At 57.8% G+C, this 21,101-nt stretch carries 24 protein-coding genes and 1 pseudogene; 13 read left to right on the forward strand and 12 right to left on the reverse strand.

All coding sequences use genetic code 11. The features are described from left to right. Positions 1-29 precede the first annotated feature (29 nt). The 3 genes from QRN61_RS16100 (at position 30) to QRN61_RS16110 (ending at position 1,030) form a co-directional block, all read left to right on the forward strand. Positions 30-182, forward strand: coding sequence for a hypothetical protein (locus QRN61_RS16100; protein WP_285374168.1), 153 nt, complete (start codon positions 30-32; stop codon positions 180-182). A 21-nt stretch (positions 183-203) separates the two neighbouring features. After that, positions 204-449 carry a LysE family transporter gene (locus QRN61_RS16105; RefSeq protein ID WP_285374364.1) on the forward strand — a complete coding sequence of 82 codons (246 nt, stop codon included), beginning with the start codon at positions 204-206 and terminating at the stop codon, positions 447-449. 92 nt (positions 450-541) lie between these two features. Further along, positions 542-1,030, forward strand: a complete 489-nt coding sequence (locus tag QRN61_RS16110) for a hypothetical protein (protein ID WP_285374169.1) — start codon at positions 542-544, stop codon at positions 1,028-1,030. A 293-nt stretch (positions 1,031-1,323) separates the two neighbouring features. Here QRN61_RS16110 and QRN61_RS16115 read toward each other — a convergent pair whose 3' ends face one another. After that, positions 1,324-2,268 (reverse strand): alpha/beta hydrolase, encoded by a 945-nt coding sequence (locus QRN61_RS16115; RefSeq protein WP_285374170.1) that lies wholly within the window; start codon positions 2,266-2,268, stop codon positions 1,324-1,326. 139 nt (positions 2,269-2,407) lie between these two features. On the opposite strand from QRN61_RS16115, the gene QRN61_RS16120 reads away from it, so the two are divergent. Further along, positions 2,408-3,301: a LysR family transcriptional regulator gene (locus QRN61_RS16120; RefSeq protein ID WP_285374171.1), complete on the forward strand. Its 894-nt coding sequence runs from the start codon at positions 2,408-2,410 to the stop codon at positions 3,299-3,301. 154 nt (positions 3,302-3,455) lie between these two features. Here QRN61_RS16120 and QRN61_RS16125 read toward each other — a convergent pair. The 9 genes and pseudogenes from QRN61_RS16125 to QRN61_RS16165 form a co-directional block, all read right to left on the reverse strand. Then, a pseudogene (locus tag QRN61_RS16125) lies at positions 3,456-4,330 on the reverse strand (DNA-binding protein). A 509-nt stretch (positions 4,331-4,839) separates the two neighbouring features. Then, positions 4,840-5,451, reverse strand: a complete 612-nt coding sequence (locus QRN61_RS16130) for a dTMP kinase (RefSeq protein WP_285374172.1) — start codon at positions 5,449-5,451, stop codon at positions 4,840-4,842. A gap of 95 nt (positions 5,452-5,546) precedes the next feature. Then, positions 5,547-6,011 (reverse strand): SRPBCC family protein, encoded by a 465-nt coding sequence (locus tag QRN61_RS16135; protein ID WP_285374173.1) that lies wholly within the window; start codon positions 6,009-6,011, stop codon positions 5,547-5,549. A 103-nt stretch (positions 6,012-6,114) separates the two neighbouring features. Further along, the gene (locus QRN61_RS16140) at positions 6,115-6,501 is read right to left on the reverse strand and encodes a nuclear transport factor 2 family protein (protein ID WP_096796037.1); all 387 of its coding nucleotides are present in this window, start codon (positions 6,499-6,501) and stop codon (positions 6,115-6,117) included. Positions 6,502-6,560: 59 nt separating this feature from the next. Further along, the gene (locus QRN61_RS16145; RefSeq protein WP_027611809.1) at positions 6,561-6,941 is read right to left on the reverse strand and encodes a nuclear transport factor 2 family protein; all 381 of its coding nucleotides are present in this window, start codon (positions 6,939-6,941) and stop codon (positions 6,561-6,563) included. Positions 6,942-7,010: 69 nt separating this feature from the next. Then, positions 7,011-7,754: an SDR family oxidoreductase gene (locus QRN61_RS16150; protein WP_027611808.1), complete on the reverse strand. Its 744-nt coding sequence runs from the start codon at positions 7,752-7,754 to the stop codon at positions 7,011-7,013. A 32-nt stretch (positions 7,755-7,786) separates the two neighbouring features. After that, positions 7,787-8,890 carry an alkene reductase gene (locus QRN61_RS16155; protein ID WP_027611807.1) on the reverse strand — a complete coding sequence of 368 codons (1,104 nt, stop codon included), beginning with the start codon at positions 8,888-8,890 and terminating at the stop codon, positions 7,787-7,789. 119 nt (positions 8,891-9,009) lie between these two features. Continuing rightward, complete coding sequence (locus tag QRN61_RS16160; protein ID WP_097089773.1) at positions 9,010-10,293, reverse strand: cation:dicarboxylate symporter family transporter; 1,284 nt, start codon at positions 10,291-10,293, stop codon at positions 9,010-9,012. Between the two features lie 113 nt (positions 10,294-10,406). Further along, positions 10,407-10,832, reverse strand: a complete 426-nt coding sequence (locus QRN61_RS16165; protein WP_039762906.1) for a VOC family protein — start codon at positions 10,830-10,832, stop codon at positions 10,407-10,409. Positions 10,833-10,986: 154 nt separating this feature from the next. Between QRN61_RS16165 and QRN61_RS16170 the strand changes: the two genes are divergently transcribed. Further along, positions 10,987-11,865 (forward strand): LysR family transcriptional regulator, encoded by an 879-nt coding sequence (locus tag QRN61_RS16170; RefSeq protein WP_139053987.1) that lies wholly within the window; start codon positions 10,987-10,989, stop codon positions 11,863-11,865. Between the two features lie 176 nt (positions 11,866-12,041). Here the strand turns inward: QRN61_RS16170 and QRN61_RS16175 are convergent, their stop codons facing one another. Then, complete coding sequence (locus QRN61_RS16175; RefSeq protein WP_285374174.1) at positions 12,042-12,893, reverse strand: SDR family oxidoreductase; 852 nt, start codon at positions 12,891-12,893, stop codon at positions 12,042-12,044. A 99-nt stretch (positions 12,894-12,992) separates the two neighbouring features. On the opposite strand from QRN61_RS16175, the gene QRN61_RS16180 reads away from it, so the two are divergent. Next, positions 12,993-13,418, forward strand: a complete 426-nt coding sequence (locus QRN61_RS16180; RefSeq protein ID WP_285374175.1) for a winged helix-turn-helix transcriptional regulator — start codon at positions 12,993-12,995, stop codon at positions 13,416-13,418. 37 nt (positions 13,419-13,455) lie between these two features. Here the strand turns inward: QRN61_RS16180 and QRN61_RS16185 are convergent, their stop codons facing one another. After that, positions 13,456-14,391 (reverse strand): AraC-like ligand-binding domain-containing protein, encoded by a 936-nt coding sequence (locus QRN61_RS16185; protein WP_027611804.1) that lies wholly within the window; start codon positions 14,389-14,391, stop codon positions 13,456-13,458. Between the two features lie 563 nt (positions 14,392-14,954). Between QRN61_RS16185 and oxdA the strand changes: the two genes are divergently transcribed. The 7 genes from oxdA (at position 14,955) to QRN61_RS16220 (ending at position 21,091) form a co-directional block, all read left to right on the forward strand. Then, positions 14,955-16,010, forward strand: coding sequence for an aliphatic aldoxime dehydratase (gene oxdA / locus QRN61_RS16190; protein WP_285374176.1), 1,056 nt, complete (start codon positions 14,955-14,957; stop codon positions 16,008-16,010). An 87-nt stretch (positions 16,011-16,097) separates the two neighbouring features. Continuing rightward, the gene (locus QRN61_RS16195) at positions 16,098-16,964 is read left to right on the forward strand and encodes a transporter (protein ID WP_247267499.1); all 867 of its coding nucleotides are present in this window, start codon (positions 16,098-16,100) and stop codon (positions 16,962-16,964) included. An 80-nt stretch (positions 16,965-17,044) separates the two neighbouring features. Beyond that, positions 17,045-17,569, forward strand: coding sequence for a group I truncated hemoglobin (locus QRN61_RS16200; protein WP_097089780.1), 525 nt, complete (start codon positions 17,045-17,047; stop codon positions 17,567-17,569). 215 nt (positions 17,570-17,784) lie between these two features. Beyond that, positions 17,785-19,299, forward strand: coding sequence for an amidase (locus tag QRN61_RS16205; RefSeq protein ID WP_103367106.1), 1,515 nt, complete (start codon positions 17,785-17,787; stop codon positions 19,297-19,299). Between the two features lie 49 nt (positions 19,300-19,348). Further along, entirely contained in the window at positions 19,349-19,981 is a 633-nt protein-coding gene (gene nthA / locus QRN61_RS16210; protein WP_115989790.1) for a nitrile hydratase subunit alpha, read from the forward strand. Between the two features lie 19 nt (positions 19,982-20,000). Beyond that, positions 20,001-20,654, forward strand: coding sequence for a nitrile hydratase subunit beta (nthB, locus tag QRN61_RS16215; RefSeq protein WP_103367104.1), 654 nt, complete (start codon positions 20,001-20,003; stop codon positions 20,652-20,654). Further along, positions 20,651-21,091, forward strand: a complete 441-nt coding sequence (locus QRN61_RS16220; RefSeq protein ID WP_285374177.1) for a nitrile hydratase accessory protein — start codon at positions 20,651-20,653, stop codon at positions 21,089-21,091. Before nthB ends, QRN61_RS16220 begins: the two co-directional genes overlap by 4 nt. The last annotated feature ends 10 nt before the right edge of the window (positions 21,092-21,101 follow it).

Raw genomic sequence — 21,101 nt, forward strand, 5'->3', positions numbered from 1 at the left:
GAGTGTTTTCAAACTGGAGGATTCTCCCGATGGATATTTCGACACTCCTTATCTACACCGTTGCCGCCAGCGCGGTGATGACGGTACCAGGTCCGTCCCTGCTGCTGGCGCTCAACAACGGCGCAACGCATGCCATGCGTGTCGCAGCGTTCGGAATCGCTGAGTGGCGCTTTCGGATCTGATCCTCATTGCAGCGGTCGGCTGTGGCCTGGGGGCATTGCTGCAGGCATCCGAGCAGGTCCGGCCTGGTCAAATGGCTCGATGCGGCCTATCTGCTTTATCTGGCCTGGGTAATTTGGCGCACGCCGACGCGGGCGTTGCAATATGCCCCGTGCACAGCAGTGGCCAGTGGTCGCAGCACATTTATGCGAGCACTTCTAGTGGGGTTGTCGAACCCAAAAGGGGCTGTTGTTCTTCTCGGCGTTCTTGCCGCAATTCATTCCCCCTGACGAACCTGTCGTCAATCAATACATGATTTTAGCGCTGATCAGCGCGGCAATCGATTGCGTGATTATGTCCGTTTACGCAGTCGGCGGACCTCATGCTATGGGCACTTACCGACATCGTCCTGAAGACAATCTACCTGCGACGACACTTCGAGCTGCTGGACGACGCAGGCCTGGAATACAACCTACTTGCTAGCCTTTTCAAGGGGCGGGATACCCCGACAATTCAGTCAGGGTCTTCTATTCGGGACATGACGGCTGCAGAACAGGCAGATGCCGAGTCACTAATCCGCAACAACCATATCGCCGAATTTAATTACATTGCCCTAGTGGCTGAGGTGAAGGACGTTGAGGTCATCAAGGCCAAGTTTTACACGACCGTTGTGGGTTATGAAAAAATCCAGCTGTTCAGGCTGATCAATGATGAGCACGACGACAGCGTCATCCGGAAATTTATCAACGAGTCCTATCACATCGAGAATGAGTACGTGATGCAGCTCAACCCGCATAAATTCGAGAGCATTCCGGAATATGTCATCGAGGAGTGTGTCGCGCTGCTTACGCCCGCTCCCACCGTTGCGTAAGTCAGTACCACGGATCTGATCCCAACTGACACTTGGGGGCTTTTTGACCAGACGGGAATCCCACAGAATTCGGAGATCTTACCGTTCGATTTGTTCCGAATTCTGTAGCCTCTCCCTCGTTGCTTGCATTGAAGCTGAAACCGTACCCAAAGCTATAAAGGCCCCGTTTCCTTCGGGTCGACTGCTGCCCTTCACGAGAGACAGCAATCGGCCAGAAGCAGACGACCAATGCCGCGTGACCGACTTTTACGCTCATGCACACGCCGCGGAAAAGCGGCGGGTGCATAAGTCCATCAGACGGCCAAGTGCGTCTTAAAGAACGGCACGACCTTTTCCAGCGCCTTCGCGGTGGCTTCCGGCTGGTCATACAACTCGTAGTGTGAGGTATCCGGCAGCACGAGCAGTTCCTTGGCTTTCGATGCCGCGCGGCCGTAAATTTCCTGGCCGTCGCGATAGGCGCCGAAACCGCCAGGTCTGTCGCCGATCACGACTAACAACGGCTGGGTCAGTAACATTTCGGCAAGGTGGAACGCATCCCAATCCAGTGCGGCCGCTCGACGCGAGAATAGAAAGCTCGTCAGTCCGTGAGCGGCTTGGCCCCGCGACGTCTTGTAGTAATCGGTGGCCTCCAGGACATCAATGTCCGTGACACCTGCCTGCTTGGCCGCGTCTACCGAAGGCGGCAGCACGTCATCCACACGTGACTTGCTGCCACGCGCTTCGATGGTTCTCTGTAGGGCGATAGCCTCCAGCGTACCGATAGGATCATAGCCACCGAAGCCCTCGCGGCTCATTCTTCCGAAATTGACTCCGGTAATCGAAACCACCGCCTTTATCCGGCGTTCGGACTTCGCCGCGCTGATGGAATAGCCGCCACCACCGCACACGCCCAGCACGCCGATGTGATTGGCATCCACGTAGGGCAGCGTGACTAGGTAATCGGTCACTTGGCGGAAGTCCTCCACTCGCTGGCCCGGATCTTCGATGAGGCGTGGCTCGCCGCCGCTCGCGCCCTGGTAGCTGGCATCGAAGGCGATCACCACGAACCCCTCCTTCGCAAGCGCGGCGCCGTACACGTTGCCCGAAGTCTGCTCCTTGCAACTGCCGATGGGGTGCGCGCTGATGATGGCCGGATATTGTTTTGTCTTGTCAAAACCCGGTGGGAAATGGATGTTCGCGACGATGTCCCAGGCCATGCCCGGATTGCGGATGTTGACGGTTTCAATGGCGTTGGCCATGGCTGACTCCTCGTAGAGTTGTCGATGGATTCGTGATTTCACGCGCTCGCCGGTTGTCGGCGTGACGCACACGATAGGACTTAGCCAATCTGTTGATAATCCGTCAAAATACGAATTCCATCATAAGGCTGACTAATCAATGAACGGGCGTCGACTGCAAGATCTAGTGGCCTTCCTTGCAGTGGCCGAGGAGGCCAGCTTCACGCGCGCCGCGGCGCGTCTGGGCATCTCGCAATCGGCGCTGAGTCAGGTCATCCGCGGGCTGGAGGAAAGACTTGGCCTACGGCTGTTCGCGCGCACCACGCGCAGCGTTTCGCCCACCCCGGCCGGCGAACGGCTCCTGGCTCTGATCGGCCCGTCAATGGGTCAGATCGAGTCCGGGCTGGAGCAGATCACTGCACTCCGAGACAAGCCCGCCGGGACGATTCGCCTGACCGCTGACGAGTATGCAGTACACAGCGTGCTGCAACCGGCGATTGCGCGCTTCCTGCCGGAGTATCCGGACATTCGCATCGAACTGACCATTGACTATGGCCTTAGCGACATTGTCAGCGGACGCTTTGATGCCGGCGTTCGTCGCGGCGGCCTGGTGGCGAGGGATATGATCGCGGTGCGGATCAGTGGTCCGCATCCGATGGCTGTGGTCGGTGCACCGGCGTATTTTGCCCGGAAGCCGCCGCCCAGACATCCACACGACCTCACCGAGCATTCCTGTATCAACCTGCGCTTGCCCACACACGGCGAACACTTCGCTTGGTTATTCGCCAAAGCGGGAAAGGAGCAGCGCGTGAAAGTGGAAGGTTCATTGGTCACGAACAGCATCGCCTCCGTACGTGATGCTGCTATGGCCGGACTCGGCCTCGCCTACCTACCGCAGGCGTACTTCCGCGAATCGCTGGAATCCGGAGATCTGGTCGAAGTTCTAGGGAGCTGGCGTAAAACCTTCGAGCCTTACCATCTTTATTACCCAAGCCGCCGCCACGCTTCGCCCGCGTTTTCATTGCTTGTCGATGTGTTGCGCCACAAGGAATAGCGGCGATTTGCGGTGTACGCTTTGGGTTGAAAGCTGCCGCTTGGGAACGACAGCTTTTGGCCGGTGGCGGTCGTTTGTGAGCGTCCGCTTTTGGCCGGTGGCGGTCGCTTGCCAACGTCCGCTTCCGATAGCTGCCATTTGGGGCGCAGGTGAATTAAGCCTTGGGATCATGTAATGGGGTACGTTTTCTAACTCGTGGTTTGCGCTTCGCCTCGGGCAACTGGCGCATATGGCTCAGTTGCTGCTCCAATGTTTCTGCTCGAGCCAGCTGCGCTGCGGCAAGTTGCTGAGCTTGGCTGAGCTGGGTTTGGAGCGACTCAAGTCGTCGCACCGATTGTTCGACTTGCCGCCCAGCATCCTCGAGCCGGACTGCCATGGCTTTGCTCTCCTCCCTCGCGCGGTCTACCTCACGGTGCGCACGATTCTCTACCCACGCAGATAGCTGTCTTGGTCGGCACGATCCTGTTCATGTTTTTGTCGCAACGCCTGCAGTTCTTGCTGAAGTGCCTGGTTTTGCTGCTGGGTATCGTGCCGTTCGAGCAACAACACGTCACGATGCTGCTGCAGCTCCTCAATCTGCGTCTGCCGTTGAACCAGCAACAGTTCCAAGTCAGCTAACCGGGATTCGGCCGCCTGACGCCCAGTCACGGCCTCTATCACCTGTTGCCGCGCCTTTGCCGAGTCCTGACGCGCTTGATCCTCGACCAGTGCGAGTCGTTCGCGCTCAACTTCCAGCACTTGGCGTTGCTCAGCCAGGCCCTGTTCGGCCGCACCTTGCGCCAGTCGGATAGCTTGCTGCCATACGGCAACGAAGGCATGCGAGACCTCACCCGGTAATGCCGGCAGTCGCGTTTCTCCATTCAGGCGTTCAGACAAACGCGCCCACCATATATCCAGAAGCCCTCCGACCCGCGTTGGACTACCTTGACCCAGTTCCAGGCGCACCCGCTCGACTGTTGGCCGCTCACCGCGGGCCAAGACTGCATCCGCCGCCGCGAATACTTCATTTTCTGGCACCCCTACTGCCATGGCCTGCCTCCGCGTATATTAGGTCTGATAATTAAATGTTATCCGTGCCAAATGCTGCAGACGAGGCTCGCCGCGGTTCGATCGTGCCCTGCTGCTGGTCTGGAGCGACGGCGCCGCTCGGAAGCGATCAGCCTGACGGTCGAGGACATGCGCCGATTGAATGCCAGAACCTAGATGTACGTCCCCGACTGGACCAAGACCGAGACCGGCCAAAGCCTCGATGACGCAGAACTTCACCTCGTGGGTTTCGAGAAGATGGCGAGCGCCTTAAAAATCGCGCTCCATGGTGACCTGAGCCAACCGTTCCGGAGGTCATGACGACGAGGCTGAGGCGAACGGTGAAACAAGGCCTGTGTACACCATACGATGAACAATCACGTTAATTGTCAGAGCATTGAGCCAGTAATCCAAGGCACGTGAACTGCTTGTGAACTTCTGACATCGCCCACTTGTTAAACCACGTATTACGCTACGCGCCTCCTGCACCAACATCTGTATCACTCCAACACTCACCCCAGCACCCTATAAATCTCAGAAACCACCTGCATCGTAGCGTCTTCGATTGTTCCCTCATTACGGCACAGAACCCAACCGTGCTCCTTGACCGCTTGCTCGAACATCTCCGTACATGCCACATGCTCTGCGTACTTCTGAATCACAGTGCCGCCCAATCCTCGCGATCTCGTTGCAGCCCTTGCCCATGAAATGTCCGGGTCGGTGACGACGCCAACATGCAGGTCAGGCACGCGCACATCTCGATCCAGGTTCAACTGGAGAATCTCGGCAAACGGGATAGATCGGCGAAACGCGGCATCTGACGGATACCAGCGATCGATCAGGATGATGCTGTCCAGCGGCTGCTGCGTCAGTACGTGTCGGGAAATCCAGCGCCGACTATCAGCCAGGCGCTGGCACACAGCCCATTCCAGATCCTGAGAAGGATTTCTGGCAAGCGTGTTGATCAGGGCCATGGTTTCACCCCGGAAAGGATCGCTTTTTCTCTCGCAAAGCCGGATGACTTTCTTGTTGCCGGCTCTCAGCACTTTCGTAACGGCCTCCAACAGTGTGGTTTTACCGGTGCCTTTGGGCCCATCCAGAGAAACAAACAGCGGACGATTCATTGTTCACATAACGATGGATTTACGGAGGGGCACTGTAACCGCATTCCTGGCATTCCAATGGCTGAATTGTCATTTCCAATGGCATGGCCCTGCCCTCACCCTACTTCACCGCCCTCCTCAGCTTGTTGCTGGAGAAATGACTGGAGACTGTTGTGGCCGTCTACGATCAGTCCTCTAACAAGCGACTCATGGTGTTCGGCAGTAGTGAGATCTTGCAGATCGAAGCTTGCAGACCAACGGATGAACGTCTTTGACTGTCCAGTCAGCGAGGCTAATTGAACAGTAGCTACATAGTTGTCCAACGGTAACGGAGCCTCCTCGAAGCGATAAGACAGCATCGTATTGCGATCATCGACCGACAAAAGACGCTCCCTGACCACCGCACCGTCGACCAACGTGAGTTTGCGAATACAGCCAACCAATCCATCGGGCTGGTTGTCCTCAATGCTGCTTTCCAAAATGGAGGGATGCCATTTACCAATCTCACCAAACCTCTTCAACACGCTCCAGACGTGCGCTATATCGCCGTCCAGAACAGCGGAGAACTCAACCATCGACATCGTGTACACCCTCAAAATCAACTATTTTGGAACCTGACCTCTGCGCACGTCAGAGGTGGATGAAATCCGGTCCCGGTATGGATCAACCGGGATCGGAAGACGCTCAACCTTCGAACTGGTGATAAACCTTGGCAATGACCTTCCAGGCCCCGTCGATTTTGATCAGGGTCAGGTAATCGTTGTAATCAGCGCCGATTGCATCCTGTTCCATATCGACACGAACCACGGCGGTGGTTGGCGTGATCGCCAGTACGTCGAGTCGGGTGATGATGTTCGGGGCATCGCCGTTCTTCTCTACGAAATCAAACAGATTCCTGATCGGGCCGCCCAGCAGTTCACCATTGGTGAATCCGTACATCACAGCGTCTTTATGGAACGCCTGCGCAACGCTCTGTGCACTGCCCACACGCAGCCCTTCAACATACTGATTGGCAATAGCGATGACAGCGTTGTACTCAGCGGTGGGTACTGCCTTGATGTTTTTCGACATGGGTCTGTCCTTCCAGTAAGGACGAGGCGCGACGCACCTCGCCAATTGCATTCAACGGCTCAGGCGCTTGGGTGGGTGTGGTAGATCTTGCTGACAATCGTCCACTGACCTTCAACCTTTAGCAGGTTGAAGAAGTCGGTGAAACGGAATCCTGAAACATTGTCGGTATCGACCCGGGCGCTGGCTGCCGTGCCTACGATGTCGATGCGAACGATCGCTGCTTGCGCTTCCGGAGACGGGCGGAACGCGTTATCGATGACGTCGTACAGGTTCTGGATCGCACCGCCGACGAGCTTGCCTTCGTCGACCCCGAACATGGTGGCCTGCTGGTTGAATGCGGGCTTCATCAAGGCGCTGTCAGCTTTGGCACCACCTTCGTTGTACTGGCTGAGCACGTCGACGATTGCGTTGTATTCCTGAACATAAGTTGGCGTGGACATAAGGTATTCCTGAGTTGGTAAATGGCTGATGAAAGCAAGGAAGGTTTACGGACGAGGCGCGGTAAACAGTCACCAGTCCTGGCGCGTCGGGGAGATGATCAAGTCGTTGACAGTGACGTTTTCCGGTTGGTTGAGCGCGTAAATCACCGCACCCGCGATATCGTCGGGGGCGATGGCAATTCGGTTGAGCGCTTGGGCAGCCTTGCGCCCTTCAGGATCACTGACCTTGTCGGCCCAGCCGGTATTGATGACACCCGGGCTGACCGTGTTGACGCGGATGCCGTGCTGCACACCGAGCTCCTTGCGCATGGACTCGGTCATGGCCTGAACGAAAAATTTTGTTGCGCTGTAAACACCGGCCGCCGGTCCGACCTGATGACCGGCAACAGAGTCCATATTGAGAATCTGCCCGGACTTGCGCTCCAGCATGAAAGGCAGCACCGCCGCCGTAGTGTTGAGGTAGCCTTTGATATTCACGTCGATCATCTTTTCCCAGTCCTGTACCGCCAGGTCGACCCAGTTGGAAAAAAGCATCAGCCCGGCGTTGTTCACCAGAATGTCTACGGCGCCGTAGGTCTCATGCGCAAATTGCGCGAGCGCTTGGGTCTGATGCGCCTGAGTCACGTCGGTGGTAAAAGCGACCACTTCGTTACCGCCCGCCCGCAACTCGGCGACAAAGCTTTCCAGACCCTGTTCATCCAGTGCAGCGGCCACTACGCGCACGCCTTGGGCGACAAGCGCGCGGGTGGTGGCGGCGCCGATGCCGGAAGACGCGCCGGTAACGATCGCTACTTTGTTATGCAGATAATTCATGCTCATTACCTCTTATCGATAAATGCCGTCGTTCAGGCGTTCGCGGTTGGCCAGTCGATGTAACCCTTGGCACCGCCGCCGTAGTAACTCTCGCGTGGCGCGATGGTGAGCTCGATCCCGCGACGCAAACGCTCCACGAGGTCGGGGTTGGCAATGAACAAACGACCAAACGCCACCGCATCGATCCGCCCCTGCGCACGACGCTCTAGCGCCATCGGCAGGTCGTAGTTGTTATTGCCAATGAATGGCCCTTCGAACTGCGCACTCAGCGCGTCCAGATCCACGCCTTCCGGGACCGTGCGGGAGGTCGCCGTGGCGCCTTCGACAAAATGCAGATAAGCCAGATTGAATTGATTGAGCTGCTGAATCAGGTAACCGTAAGTCGCCATGACATTGCTGTCGGGAGGTGTATTTCCGGCATCGGGTGTAACTGGCGAGAGGCGAATACCGACCCGATCGCTACCCCAGATCGAAATCACGGCTGCGGTGACTTCCAGCGTCAGTCGAGCCCGGTTCTCGATGGAGCCGCCATATGGGTCAGTGCGTTGATTGGTGGAATCGCGCAGGAACTGGTCAAGCAGATAGCTGTTGGCGGAATGCACTTCCACACCATCGAAACCGGCTCGCCGGGCATTCTCTGCGGCCAGTTTGTACTGCTCGATGATTCCTGGAATCTCCGAGGTTTCCAGTGCACGAGGCATCGACACCTCGACAAAGCCTTTCTCGGTGTAAGTGCTGCCTTCGGCCTTGATCGCCGAAGGCGCTACTGGCGCTTCTCCGTTGGGTTGTAGCTCGACACTCGAAAAGCGCCCCACGTGCCACAACTGACTGACGATTTTGCCGCCCGCCGCGTGCACCGCGTCAGTGACTTTTTTCCAGCCAGCTACCTGTGCCTCCGACCAGATACCCGGGGTCATGGCGTAACCCCGCCCCTGGGGAGAAATATTGGTCGCTTCGGCGATGATCAAGCCTGCACTGGCGCGCTGGGCGTAGTAAGTCGCGTGCATTTCATTCGGTACGCCGTCTTCGGCCATTCGGCTGCGTGTCACAGGTGCCATGACAATTCGGTTAGCCAATTGGAGTGCGCCCATTTGCATGGGCGAAAAAAGGTCGGTATCAAACGTGTTAGCCGTCATAAAATCCTCGACTGAATAGACCGGTCGTCTAGTGGAAGGTTAAAAAAATACGCCCCTCTGTCAGCAGGCGTTTGCTGGTGATAGTGCTGTTTCAAAAGCTGCCATCGTGTTCACGACTGTTACCGGCAGCGTTGCACCTGGTCACACAGGTGGTCGTCTGTATGACCCGTTCGTGAGGGCTCTAGCGCGACTTTCTCCCACTTGCTGATAACCAGCGGCGCAATCGCATTGCCCAGTACATTGAGCGTGGTGGTGCCGCTGTCGATAATCCTGAAAATGCCGGCGATCAATGCCACACCTTCCAACGGAAGACCGGCAGAGGCCAAGGTGGCTGACAAGATCACGATTGCAAACCCAGGCACACCTGCGGCGCCCTTCGAGGTCAGTACCATCGTCACGACCAACAGAATCTGCTGTGACAGAGACAGGTCTATCCCATAGAGTTGCGCCACAAAAATGGTCGCCACACCGAGAAAAATCGATGCGCCATCGAGATTGAACGCATACCCCACCGGCACCACAAAACTGACGATCCGACGCGGTACACCGTAGCTTTCCAGTTTGGTCATCAGTTGCGGCATAACGGCGGCTGAGGCGGCACTGGAAAACGCCAGAATCAACTCATTACGGAAGTAGCGGATCAACTTGAAGATGTTTTCGCCAATCAAATAACAAATGCCACCCAGTACCACTAAAGCGAACACCATCAGCGCCAGATACACCACCCCAATCAACTTGAGCAGCGGCAGCAGCGAGGCAAAACCAAACGTCGCGACGGTCGCGCCGATCATGCCAAACACCCCTATCGGCGCGTAGGCCATCACAATGGAAACCACCTTGAACATAGCATCGGAAAGGCTCTGCACGACCGCAATAAATGGCGCGCTTTGGTCTTTGGGCAAAGCATTCAACGCCAGCCCCAACAGCACAGCGAAGAACAGTACCGACAGCAACTTCGCTTCTGACATTGCCACTATCACGTTGTCTGGAACGATGTTCTGCAAAATCACCAGCGCCCCTTTGGACGGCTCAAGCGTGATCGATGCAGCGCCATGCGAAAGGCCTGAAATATCGGTTCCTCGTCCTGGTTCGAAGAGGTTGGCAAAACACAGGCCTATGACGATGGCCAGCGCGGTAATCGCAAAGAAGTAGCCGAGCGACTTCACCCCCATACGGCCGAACGATTTGCTGTCACCGCCGCCCGCGATCCCCAAAATCATGCAACAGAACACGATCGGAACAACCACCATCTTCATCATCTTGATAAAGATGTCACCGAGCGGTTTGAGGATCTCCGCACTCACCCATGTCTGATAGTGCGGATGCGTATTGAAGTACCAACCTGCAAGCACGCCAAGCAATAGCCCGGCAACGATTTGCCACACCAAGGGAATACGTTTCATGTCTAGCCTTCTTGTTGGAATGAAAGGTCTGCGTCTATTCGCAGTTGCTAGAGTCATGAGCTTCCAGCTCACTTGAGATCGAATGGCACAAACGGGTTGTGCCATGCGTGTTCCTATTTAGCGAAGAGCTGGCTCATATCCTTGAACGCCTTGAACTCAAGAGCGTTGCCGCACGGGTCAAAGAGAAACATGGTGGCCTGCTCGCCTACCTGGCCTTTGAACCGAATGTACGGTTCGATCACAAACTCGGTACCAAAGGACTTCAAGCGTTCGGCCAGCGCCTCCCATTGTTCCCAACCCAAAATGATGCCGAAGTGCGGAACAGGAACATCGTGTCCGTCGACCGGGTTGCTGTGAACGCTCTCTTGTGAGGCTGTTTTCGGATGTTCGTGGATCACCAGTTGGTGACCATAAAAATCGAAATCGACCCATTGCGTGCTGGAGCGCCCTTCTTCAAGACCAAAGACCTCACCGTAGAAGGTGCGCGCCGCAGCCAGGTCATAAACAGGGATCGCGAGGTGAAATGGCGAGAGGCTCATCAGAACTCCAAATATTTTTTGTTGGTTGGCGAACATTTCCACCGTCATCAGCTCTCTGGGTTCAGCCGGTGCCGGGGATGGAAAACATCCTAGGACGGAAAACCAAACATAAAAATCAATATATATTTCTCAGAAACACAATTAATATTTGTGAATGATCAAAGAACTGAAAACACTCATTGCGGTGGCGCGGGAAGGCACATTCGCCGCTGCCGGGAACAAGATCGGCCTGACCCAGGCCGCTGTCAGCGCGCAGATTCAGCGCCTGGAAACCGAACTCGGTTTTGAGATTTTCGACAGGAAAGGACGTTCGGCCCATCTCAACAAAATGGGTCACCAGATACTTCTGCAGGCGCAGGAGTTACTCAGGCTATACGACAATCTGGGTTCCACTGCGCTGGGCCAACCTACCAACATACTCATCAACATCGGTGCGATCGCATCCGTGCAACGTTCCTATTTGCCCGATGCGCTGGCGAAGTTTCACCAGCAGTGTCCGCAATGCCGCACACGTGTCATTCCAGGGCTTTCAATGGAGATGGTGAACCTCGTAGACGCCGGCGAAATCGACATGGCTGTCATCATTCGACCGCCCTTCTCTCTTCAAAGTGACCTGCGCTGGACGACGCTGGCGCGAGAGCCCTACCGACTGATCGTGCCACGCGAGCTGGAGGGAAATGACTGGTCGGAACTGCTGTCCAGCCAGCCATTCATTCGCTATGACCGATCATCTTTCGGCGGCCGGCAGGTTGATCGTTTCCTGCGACAGATGCATTTCACCTTGCAGGAAGTTTGCGAACTGGATGAACTGGAGGCCATCATCAAACTGGTGGAAAAAGGTGTAGGCATAGCGCTGGTGCCACAGACAGAGCCCCATCAGGAATGGCCCGAAGGTGTACGAGCGATCGATTTGGGACAACACACCTTTCACCGGGATATCGGGCTGGTACATCGATCTCGACAGAGTTTCACCGAGCCTGTGCGAATTTTGGCTCAGCTTATAAGTGATCAGGTAACCGCCGTTGCAGAATAATAGTCGCCAAGCGCGGATCGAAATGCTGTGCAGCGACGACGCCAGCAATGATTGAAGAACTCAGCGCCTGACGGCGAACCACCTACGGCGCTGTGTTTTTCAGACCTTGCTTCAGGTAATCAGAACTGCCTGTCTGCCTGATCATGATCATGATCATTGCTGCTTGGCAGCATTCGTCAGTGCGTCTTCAGCGCACGTTCGACGCTGATAGCAAGCGGCGTGGTTGGTCTCCCGATGAGTTCAGCCAAAGCGCGCTCGTTGCTGTAGAGCGCTCCCTGTGAAGCGCTGACGTCATAGGAAGCCAATGCTGCGGCGAGCTCCTTCGGCAAGCCGGCACCTTCGAGTGCGGCGGCGTAGTCGGCTTCCGGGAGGTTGCGATAAGGGATGTTCTTGCCGGTCTGCTTCGAGATTTCTGCCGCCAGATCGGTGAGCGTCCATGAGTTATCGCCGACCAGTTCATAGGTCGCGTTTTCATGGCCATCAGCAGTCAACACCACGGCGGCGGCTTCAGCCAGATCCTCGCGTGTCGCTGACGAAATCCGGCCTTCGCCTGCACTACCAAACAGCGCGCCGTTAGCCAGTGCCATACCAGCGAAACCGGTGTGGTTTTCTGTGTACCAACCATTGCGCAACAGCGTGTAGAAAAGTCCGGACGCCTTGAGGGCAGCCTCGGTTGCGCGGTGTTCGTCGGCAAGTTGCAACACGGACGAATCGGCGTGCAACACACTGGTGTAGACAATGCGCTGGATGCCCACCCTCTTCGCCGCCGCGATGACATTGGTGTGCTGCGCAGCACGTTGCCCGATTTCGCTGGAGGAGATCAACAGCAAGGTTCCCACTCCGGACAACGCCGCATCCAGCATCTCGGCCTTGGAATAGTCGAACGCCCTTGCCGCAACGCCCAGCCCTTCTGCCTGTTCCGGCTTGCGCGCCAGGGCAAGAATACTGCTCGCGGCAACTCGCTGCTTCAGGTGCTCAATGACGAGGCGGCCCAGTTGGCCGGTGGCTCCGGTAACGGCAATGCTCATGCGGTGACTCCTTGGTGAACGGAAGAGTTGAAGAAACAGCCATGAGCGAATATAAGAAATTAGATTACTTAAAGTAAGTACGTACAAAAAGGTAAGTGCATGAATACGAACGCGCCTTCGAAATCATCAGAAAAGCCGTCTGCAGTCCCATTGTCCGAACGATTGAGGCGCGGCGACGTGCTCGCGCCAGAGTGCCCGTCGCGTGAAATCCTGAGCCACCTGACAAGCCGCTGGGGTGTGCTGGTGCTGATTGCCCTGCTGCCTGGCACGCTGCGGTTCAGCCAGTTACGACGCAAGATCGGCGGGGTCAGCGAACGAATGCTGGCGCAGACGCTTCAGTTGTTGGAAGGCGATGGGATGGTGGCGCGTCACGCCTATGACGTCGTGCCGCCACATGTCGAATACACGCTGACGCCTATGGGGATGGAAGCCGCAGTACGGGTGCGCGAATTGGCCGATTGGGTGGAAACGCACTACGCAACCGTGCTGCGTCAGCAAGAGATGGCAGCCGTGGATAAAAGCTGAATGTCTTTCGCTTGAGAAGCGTTAAAGCCCGTCCATTTCACTCTCGTCGCAGAAGAGTATGGGGAGCAATGCCGAAGGTCTTGCGAAAAGCGTGGCTGAAATGAGAGAAGTCCGAGAAGCCGAAATCCAGCGCCGCCTGGGAAATGCTACGGACTTGACCACGCTCGATCGCGTCGCGGCTGGCGAACAACCGTGCCTTCCAGATTTCCGCGACCGGCGATTTCTGATGGCGGGCGAAAGCGCGCGTCACTGTGCGCGTGGAGACATGGTGAGCTTGAGCAATGCGCTCGAGTGAAAGATCCGCCTCGGTCAGATACTGATGGATGTAATTCATGATTCGGCCGTACAGGTCCAACTCGTCATGTGTCTGCTTTAAATCCTGAAGCTCCAGGCTGACCACCAAGAGGTCGAGCAACGTGCTGGAATAACGACTGGACAGGCCTGGTTTTTGGAAGCCTGAAGCCATGCTCGCGGCCTGGCGCAACATTTCGCGTAACGGAATTACCCCTGGGCGACGATCATCCAGAACCATGGCGGTGCACTCCGCTATTCCCGGCAGCCGCTGGCTGAGCAATTGTCGCGGAATGCGCACAAGGTGGTTATCGGTACCACCGAAGCTGAATCTGAAGGGCTGGGATGCGTCATAAAGGAACAGATCGTCCGCCGCCAGCTTCGTCCGCCGGTCAGCCTGCTCCAGTTCGCCATAACCGCTGCGGGTAAAGCCCAACCACAAATCGTCATTCGGGTCGCTGCGCAGGTGCTGGGCGGTCCGCTCCCAATAATGCAAGGGTGCGGACAACGTGCAGATGTCCAATGCCCCCATGCCATGCACCTCCAGCGCCCCGTCGAAATCGCTCTGCGCCAGCAGTTTGCTGTCGGCGTCCAGGCAATGGTGACACACCACCTCCTTCCAGTAATCGAACCGTTGGGGCGCCGTGACGGCAAGCGTTGAATACTGACATGTCTGGCTCATTGCATGGACCTCGCGGCGGCGGTTCAACAAAAAAGCGTGGTAACGTTTTTTGCGAGCTCAGCAATTATCAGGCCATCTGCTCAGTCTCACGCCCAGCGCTTAGCCGCGCCGCCAGATCGCCCTCCGCACACTTGGCAGACAGTGCCTCCCCCAGCACTTCCCCTGCAACTTTCCTGAGCATTTCGTCCCTTGTTTCACAAGCCCCGCACCATCACTGCGCATCGATGAGCTGGCCATTTACGGCTGTCCTTTTTAACCAAACGGTTGTCCATTCGAGCCAAGCACATCCCATCTCCCCTCGATAATTTTCACTCCATGCCGTGTCCCTCCCGACACCAATGACGAGGTGCCTCATGCAACGACGAGAACAGCAGCGACTGTCCGATTCGTCCTGGTTTTTACAGCGCTGGGACATGGCACCCGAAGAGTTCGCCAGTTACCTGGTGCAACTCGGGACCTTGGCGCTGCAACGCCGATGGCGTGGTCCTGATCGCAAAACAACAACATCCACTGGCCTGTAGAACAGCGAACCGTCCGTTTGAGACGGGAATAAAGGAGCCCCCATGGAATCTGCAATCGATAAACATCTGAAATGTCCGCGGACTTTGTCGCGTCGCGTCCACGACGAATACCAGCCACCCTTCCCCATGTTTGTGGGACGGGCTGACGAAAACGTGAAGCAAGTCGTGATGGCTTACCTCGGGGTGCAATTTCGCGAAGAACAACGCGCCGCCGCCCTGCAGGCCATACGCTACATTGACGCCAGCTTCGCCCTCGCCGATGGCCCCGGGCATTACGACCTGACCTACCACCTCGACAATCAGGGGTATGGAAACTTCATCGCCGTGGGCTACTGGCGTGATCCCGTCGCCTATCACCGTTGGCTGCTTTCACCGCCGGTGGCGAATTGGTGGGGCGACGATGCGCGCCTGAGCGAGGGGCTGGGATATTTCCGCGAGGTCATGGCCCCGCGCGCCGAGCAGTTCGAAACACTGTATGCCTTCAAGGACGATTTGCCAGGTGTCGGTGCGGTCATGGACGGCATCAGCGGCGAGATTGAAGAGCACGGCTACTGGGGCTCGGCGCGCGACCGCTTTGCCATCTCCCAGACCGACTGGATGCAGCCGACCAGTGAACTGCAAGTCATTTCAGGCGATCCGGCCAAGGGCGGCAGGGTCGTCGTACGTGGCCACGACAACCTGACGCTGATCCGCTCCGGACAAGACTGGGTCGAAGCCGGCGAGGAAGAACGCGCGCTCTATTTCAACGAGATGCTGCCGCCCCTGCAAGACGGCATGAACTTCCTGCGTGACGAGGGGCAGGCGCTGGGCTGCTATAGCAACCGTTTCGTACGCAATATCGACCTCAATGGCAATCTCCTCGACATCGCCTATGACATCGGTCACTGGCGATCGCTCGACAAGCTGGAGCGCTGGGCAGAATCCCACCCCACTCACCTGCGCATTTTCACCACGTTCTTCCGCGTGATCGGCGGTCTTTCGAAGCTGCGGCTGTATCACGAGGTCTCGGTGGCGGATGGTAGCCAGCAACTGTTCGAGTACATCAACTGCCACCCGCAGACCGGGATGATGCGCGACGCACACGTGTCGCCCGCCTGACTCCATCGCTGACTCCACTTTTAGCCCTGCGCGTTGCCTGACTGGCGATAGCGGGGCTCTTTTTGCCCGAAAAAAGGATCTTCGATCATGAAACGGTTCCGCTACCTGGCACTTGCAGCCCTGCTCCCCAGTCTTTCCTCCCACGCGCTCGAGGTCGATCCTGGCGACTACGAGCCGCTCCCCGTGGGCGCGACCATCGGCGTGGTCTACTACCAGCATGCCAGCACCGACAAAGCCTATTCCAACGGGCACAAGACCAGCTCCGATTTCAACCTGACATCCGACGTCGGCATTTTGCGTCTGCTGCACGTCTACCAGTTGAGCGAGCGGCTGACCATCGAGCCGCAATTCCTGTTGCCCTTCGGCCATGTGTCAGGCGGTGGTGATGCGTCTGCGCTGGGCGACGCCAGCGGCATCGGCGACCTCATTCTTACTGCGCCACTCAAGTACCGTCTCAACGACGCCAACGACACTCTCGGTGCGACCGCTTACCTGTACGTGCCGACTGGCAACTACGACAAGGACGACGCGCTCAACCTTGGCGAGAACCGTTGGAAATTCGATCTGCAGGCCGCTTACGTCAAGCACTTCACAGAAAAGTGGGCCATCGACCTCGTCGGTGACGCCATCTGGTACGGGGACAACAACGACTACGGCGCCAGCTCTGCCCGTCGCGAGCAGGACGTTTCCTATGGCGCCCAGTTGATGGGGCGCTACATGCCCGACGAGACGACGGCGCTGGCGATCGGCTTCGGCCACAGTTGGGGCGGGGAAAACCAGGTCGATGGTGTCAACCAGGACGACAGGATGGAAACCACCAACGTCCGCCTCACGGCCAGAAAGTTTCTGACCGCCAGGGACCAATTCCAGGTGCAACTTGGACGCGACCTTGCGGTGGAGAACGGCCCCAAAGAGGACTTTCGCATGAACCTGCGCTACGTCAGGGTTTTCTAGCCCCCTCCTCTGCGCAGCCCGTATCAAGCGTGCCAACCGGCTCATGAGATGCCCCTGATCTTAAACGGAGTAACCCGACAATGACCGACCAGCAACCCACCGCAGAACAACAACCTTCCCTCTACACCCGTCTTGGCGGCTATGACGCGATTTATCAGTTCGCAGGCGCCGTGTTAAGAAAAACCATGGGCCACCCCGCCATCGGCCACATCTGGGCCCATATGTCGGAATCGACGTTCCAGAAGGAACACATCAATTTTGTCGACTTCCTTTCCGAGCACTGGGGTGGCAGCGCCAAATACAGGGGCAGAGACATGGTCACCGCGCATCGCGGGATGGGGCTGACCGAGGTGCACTGGCAAGCGGTGCTCGATTGTCTGGAGGCCTGCTACGACGACTACGGCCTGGCCCCGGACCTGCGCAAGGAGGTCAATGACTTCCTCATCAAGTTCAAACCGGCGGTGATTGGCAGCCCCTCCTATCGGGATGTGGTACTCGCGCACCCGGAAATGGACCCGGCCAAAGGCATGAAGAGCGTCGGGGTTGTCTGGCCGAAACCCGGGAAGTCGTCCCGAAAACCGACCACGGCCGAATCCGAAGACTGACTCGCTCGGCAAAAACCGGCGCCACCGCAATACGGCGTCCCGCTCAACCAAGTGAATGTCCTCCTCAACCAAGCGCCGCTCAATGTGCGCAGATAGCTTGATACCAGCCCGGTCGCGACATCGCCAATCGTGCGCACCGTAACCGGGCTTCTCCGAGACGACGTTTGAACAGACATTGCCAACCCAGCAGGTTGGCACAGGACACAGGACACCCCATGGCCATCATCCGCCCGACGCTCGAACAAGTGCAGGATCTCGCCAGCCGCCTGCATATACAGCTGACTCCCGAGCAAGCCAGCGAATACCTGGCGCTCATGCAATCCAGTTTTGATGCCTACGATCTCGTCGATGAGTTGCCAGACTTCATCCCCCCGGTGTGCTACGAGCGCAGTGCCGGTTACCGCCCATCAAGTACGGACAATCCGCTGAACGCCTGGTACTACAGAACCGAGGTAATGGGCGCCAGTTCGGGCAAGCTTGCCGGCAAGACGGTTGCGCTCAAGGACAATATCTCTCTGGCTGGTGTCCCGATGATGAACGGTGCCGCGCCACTGGAAGGATTCGTACCGTCGTTTGATGCCACTGTGGTGACACGTCTGCTCGACGCTGGCGCCACCATCCTCGGCAAAGCCACTTGTGAACATTACTGCCTCTCCGGTGGTAGCCATACCTCGGATCCAGCCCCTGTGCACAATCCTTATCGCCATGGATTCACCACCGGCGGCTCGTCTTCCGGCAGCGCAGCGCTGGTGGCGTCGGGTGAAGTCGACCTGGCTGTCGGTGGCGACCAGGGCGGCTCCATCCGCATTCCGGCAGCCTGGTGCGGCATTTACGGAATGAAGCCCACCTTCGGTCTGGTGCCCTATACCGGCGTCATGGCGATCGAGGCAACTTTCGACCATGTCGGCCCGATGACGAGCAACGTCCGGGATAACGCTCTGATGCTTGAAGTGATGGCCGGCATCGATGGCCTCGACCCGCGCCAGACCGCTCCTGAGGTCGATGCCTATAGCGATTATCTGGAACGAGGCGTGACCGGGCTGCGGATCGGAATTCTCCAGGAAGGTTTCCAACTCGCTAACCAGGACCCGCGCATCGCAGAAAAGGTGCGCAGCGCTATCGCCCGGCTCGAGGCGTTGGGTGCGCGGGTCGAGGAAGTCTCGGTTCCCGAACACAACCTGGCGGGGGCATTGTGGAGCCCTATCGGCTGTGAAGGCCTGACCATGCAAATGATGCACGGCAACGGCGCGGGTTTTAACTGGAAGGGGCTTTACGACGTGGGCCTGCTGGACAAACAGGCCGGTTGGCGTGACCAGGCCGACGCACTGTCGCCATCACTCAAGCTGTGCATGTTCGTGGGTCAGTTCGGTCTGGAGCGCTACCACGGTCGCTACTACGCCAAGGCCCAGAACATTGCACGCTTTGCCCGGGCCGCCTATGACCGGGCGCTGAATACCTATGACCTGCTCGTCATGCCGACCGTGCCGATCACCGCCCAGCCACTCCCTGAACCGGGCTCTTCCATCACCGAAACCGTCACACGTGCGTTGGAGATGCTGGGCAATACGGCCGCTCAGGACATTACCGGGCACCCCGCCATGTCGATCCCTTGCGGCCTGGTGGACGGACTGCCCGTGGGGCTGATGCTTGTCGGAAAACATTATGCCGAAGGCACCCTGTATCAAGCGGCAGCGGCATTCGAGGCCTCTGTCGATTGGCGGACGCTGTAAATCGGCGCATCGCGCTGAACGTGAGTAGCAAATTCAGAGGGGTCAAAACATGAGCCATACGCACGAACATCATCACGATCACGATCACACCGAGCCCCCCGAGGCCATCGCCCTGCGCGTCAAGGCGCTCGAATCCCTGTTGATCGAAAAGGGTCTGGTCGACCCGACCGCCATGGATGCGCTGGTGGACACTTATCAGCACAAGGTCGGCCCGCGCAACGGCGCTCAGGTGGTCGCCAAGGCCTGGTTCGATCCCGATTACAAACACCGACTGCTGGAAGATGCCACCGCGGCGATTGCCGAATTGGGTTTTTCCGGCGTGCAGGGCGAAGACATGGTGGTGGTGGAGAACACCGCGGCCGTGCACAACGTGACGGTCTGCACGCTGTGCTCCTGTTACCCCTGGCCAACCCTGGGTTTGCCCCCCGCCTGGTACAAATCCGCGCCCTATCGCTCACGGATAGTCATCGACCCACGCGGCGTACTGGCCGAATTCGGTTTGCTTGTTCCCGATGACAAGGAAGTGCGGGTCTGGGACAGCAGTGCCGAGTTGCGCTACCTGGTACTGCCGGAACGTCCGGCGGGCACAGACGGCTGGAGCGAGGAACGCCTGGTCGAGCTGGTGACGCGTGACGCCATGATCGGTACCGGCCTGGCCAAGACACCGGGCGACGCAGCCTGACCCCGCGAAGGAGAAAACCATGAACGGTGTACACGACTTAGGCGGTATGCACGGGTTCGGCCCGGTGCTCACCGAAGACAATGAACCGGTGTTCCATCACGACTGGGAACGCAGGATCTTTCCGCTGTTTGCCTCGCTCTTCGTCGGCGGCTACTTCAATGTCGACGAATTCCGCCATTGCATCGAACGCATGCAACCGGCGGAATACTTGCAGTCGAGTTACTACGAACACTGGCTGCACGCCTTCGAGACCCTGCTGCTGGAAAAAGGCGTGATCAGCGCTGGCGAACTGCAGGGCACGGTCAAACCGACCTCGCCGACGCAGCCGCCAACGGTGCTCACACCAGACATCGTCGAGGCGGTGACTCTTGGCGGCGCTTCATCCAGGGCGAAAGAGCCTGTCGCCGGTCGTTTCCGGGTCGGTGACCGAGTGCGGACGAAAAATTTCAATCCAACCACCCACACCCGACTGCCACGCTACGCGCGCGGCAAGGTCGGGACCATCGAGATTGCGCACGGTGCGTTTGCCACCCCGGACACGATGGCCCACGGTCTGGGCGAACAACCGCAACAGGTCTACGCCGTGCGCTTCAGTGCGACAGAACTGTGGGGCGTGGCGCGACCGGACAGTGTCTGCATTGATCTGTGGGACAACTATCTGGAGGCCGTATGAACGCCAGCAAGCTTCACATCCCGCCCATCACCGGGCTATCTCTCGACAATGAAGGCCCAGTGTTCGACAAACCCTGGCAGGCCCAGGCTTTTTCCCTGCTGCTACACCTGCACCAAACCGGTCTATTTCCCTGGAAGGACTGGGTGCAGACATTCAGCGATGAGATCAAGGCAAGCCCGGCGCAGCCCGGAGAAAGCATCAACGACGCTTACTACCGGCAGTGGATTGCGGCCACGGAAAGGATGGTTACCGCGCTCGGTTTGACCGCTTTCGAAGACATCACCCGGCGCACCGAAGAATGGCAGCAAGCCTACGAGAACACGCCCCACGGACAACCGGTCACGCTGCTCAATGCGAGTTGCCCACCGCCCCATAGACACGAGCACGAACACCTGCCACGGCGCGAGCCGGTAGCGATAAGCCGAGCCGCAAACTGACCGCAGTCAT

This window comes from Pseudomonas sp. lyk4-TYG-107 (assembly GCF_030209055.1).
In the GTDB taxonomy this organism is placed as follows: Bacteria; Pseudomonadota; Gammaproteobacteria; order Pseudomonadales; family Pseudomonadaceae; genus Aquipseudomonas; species Aquipseudomonas putida_A.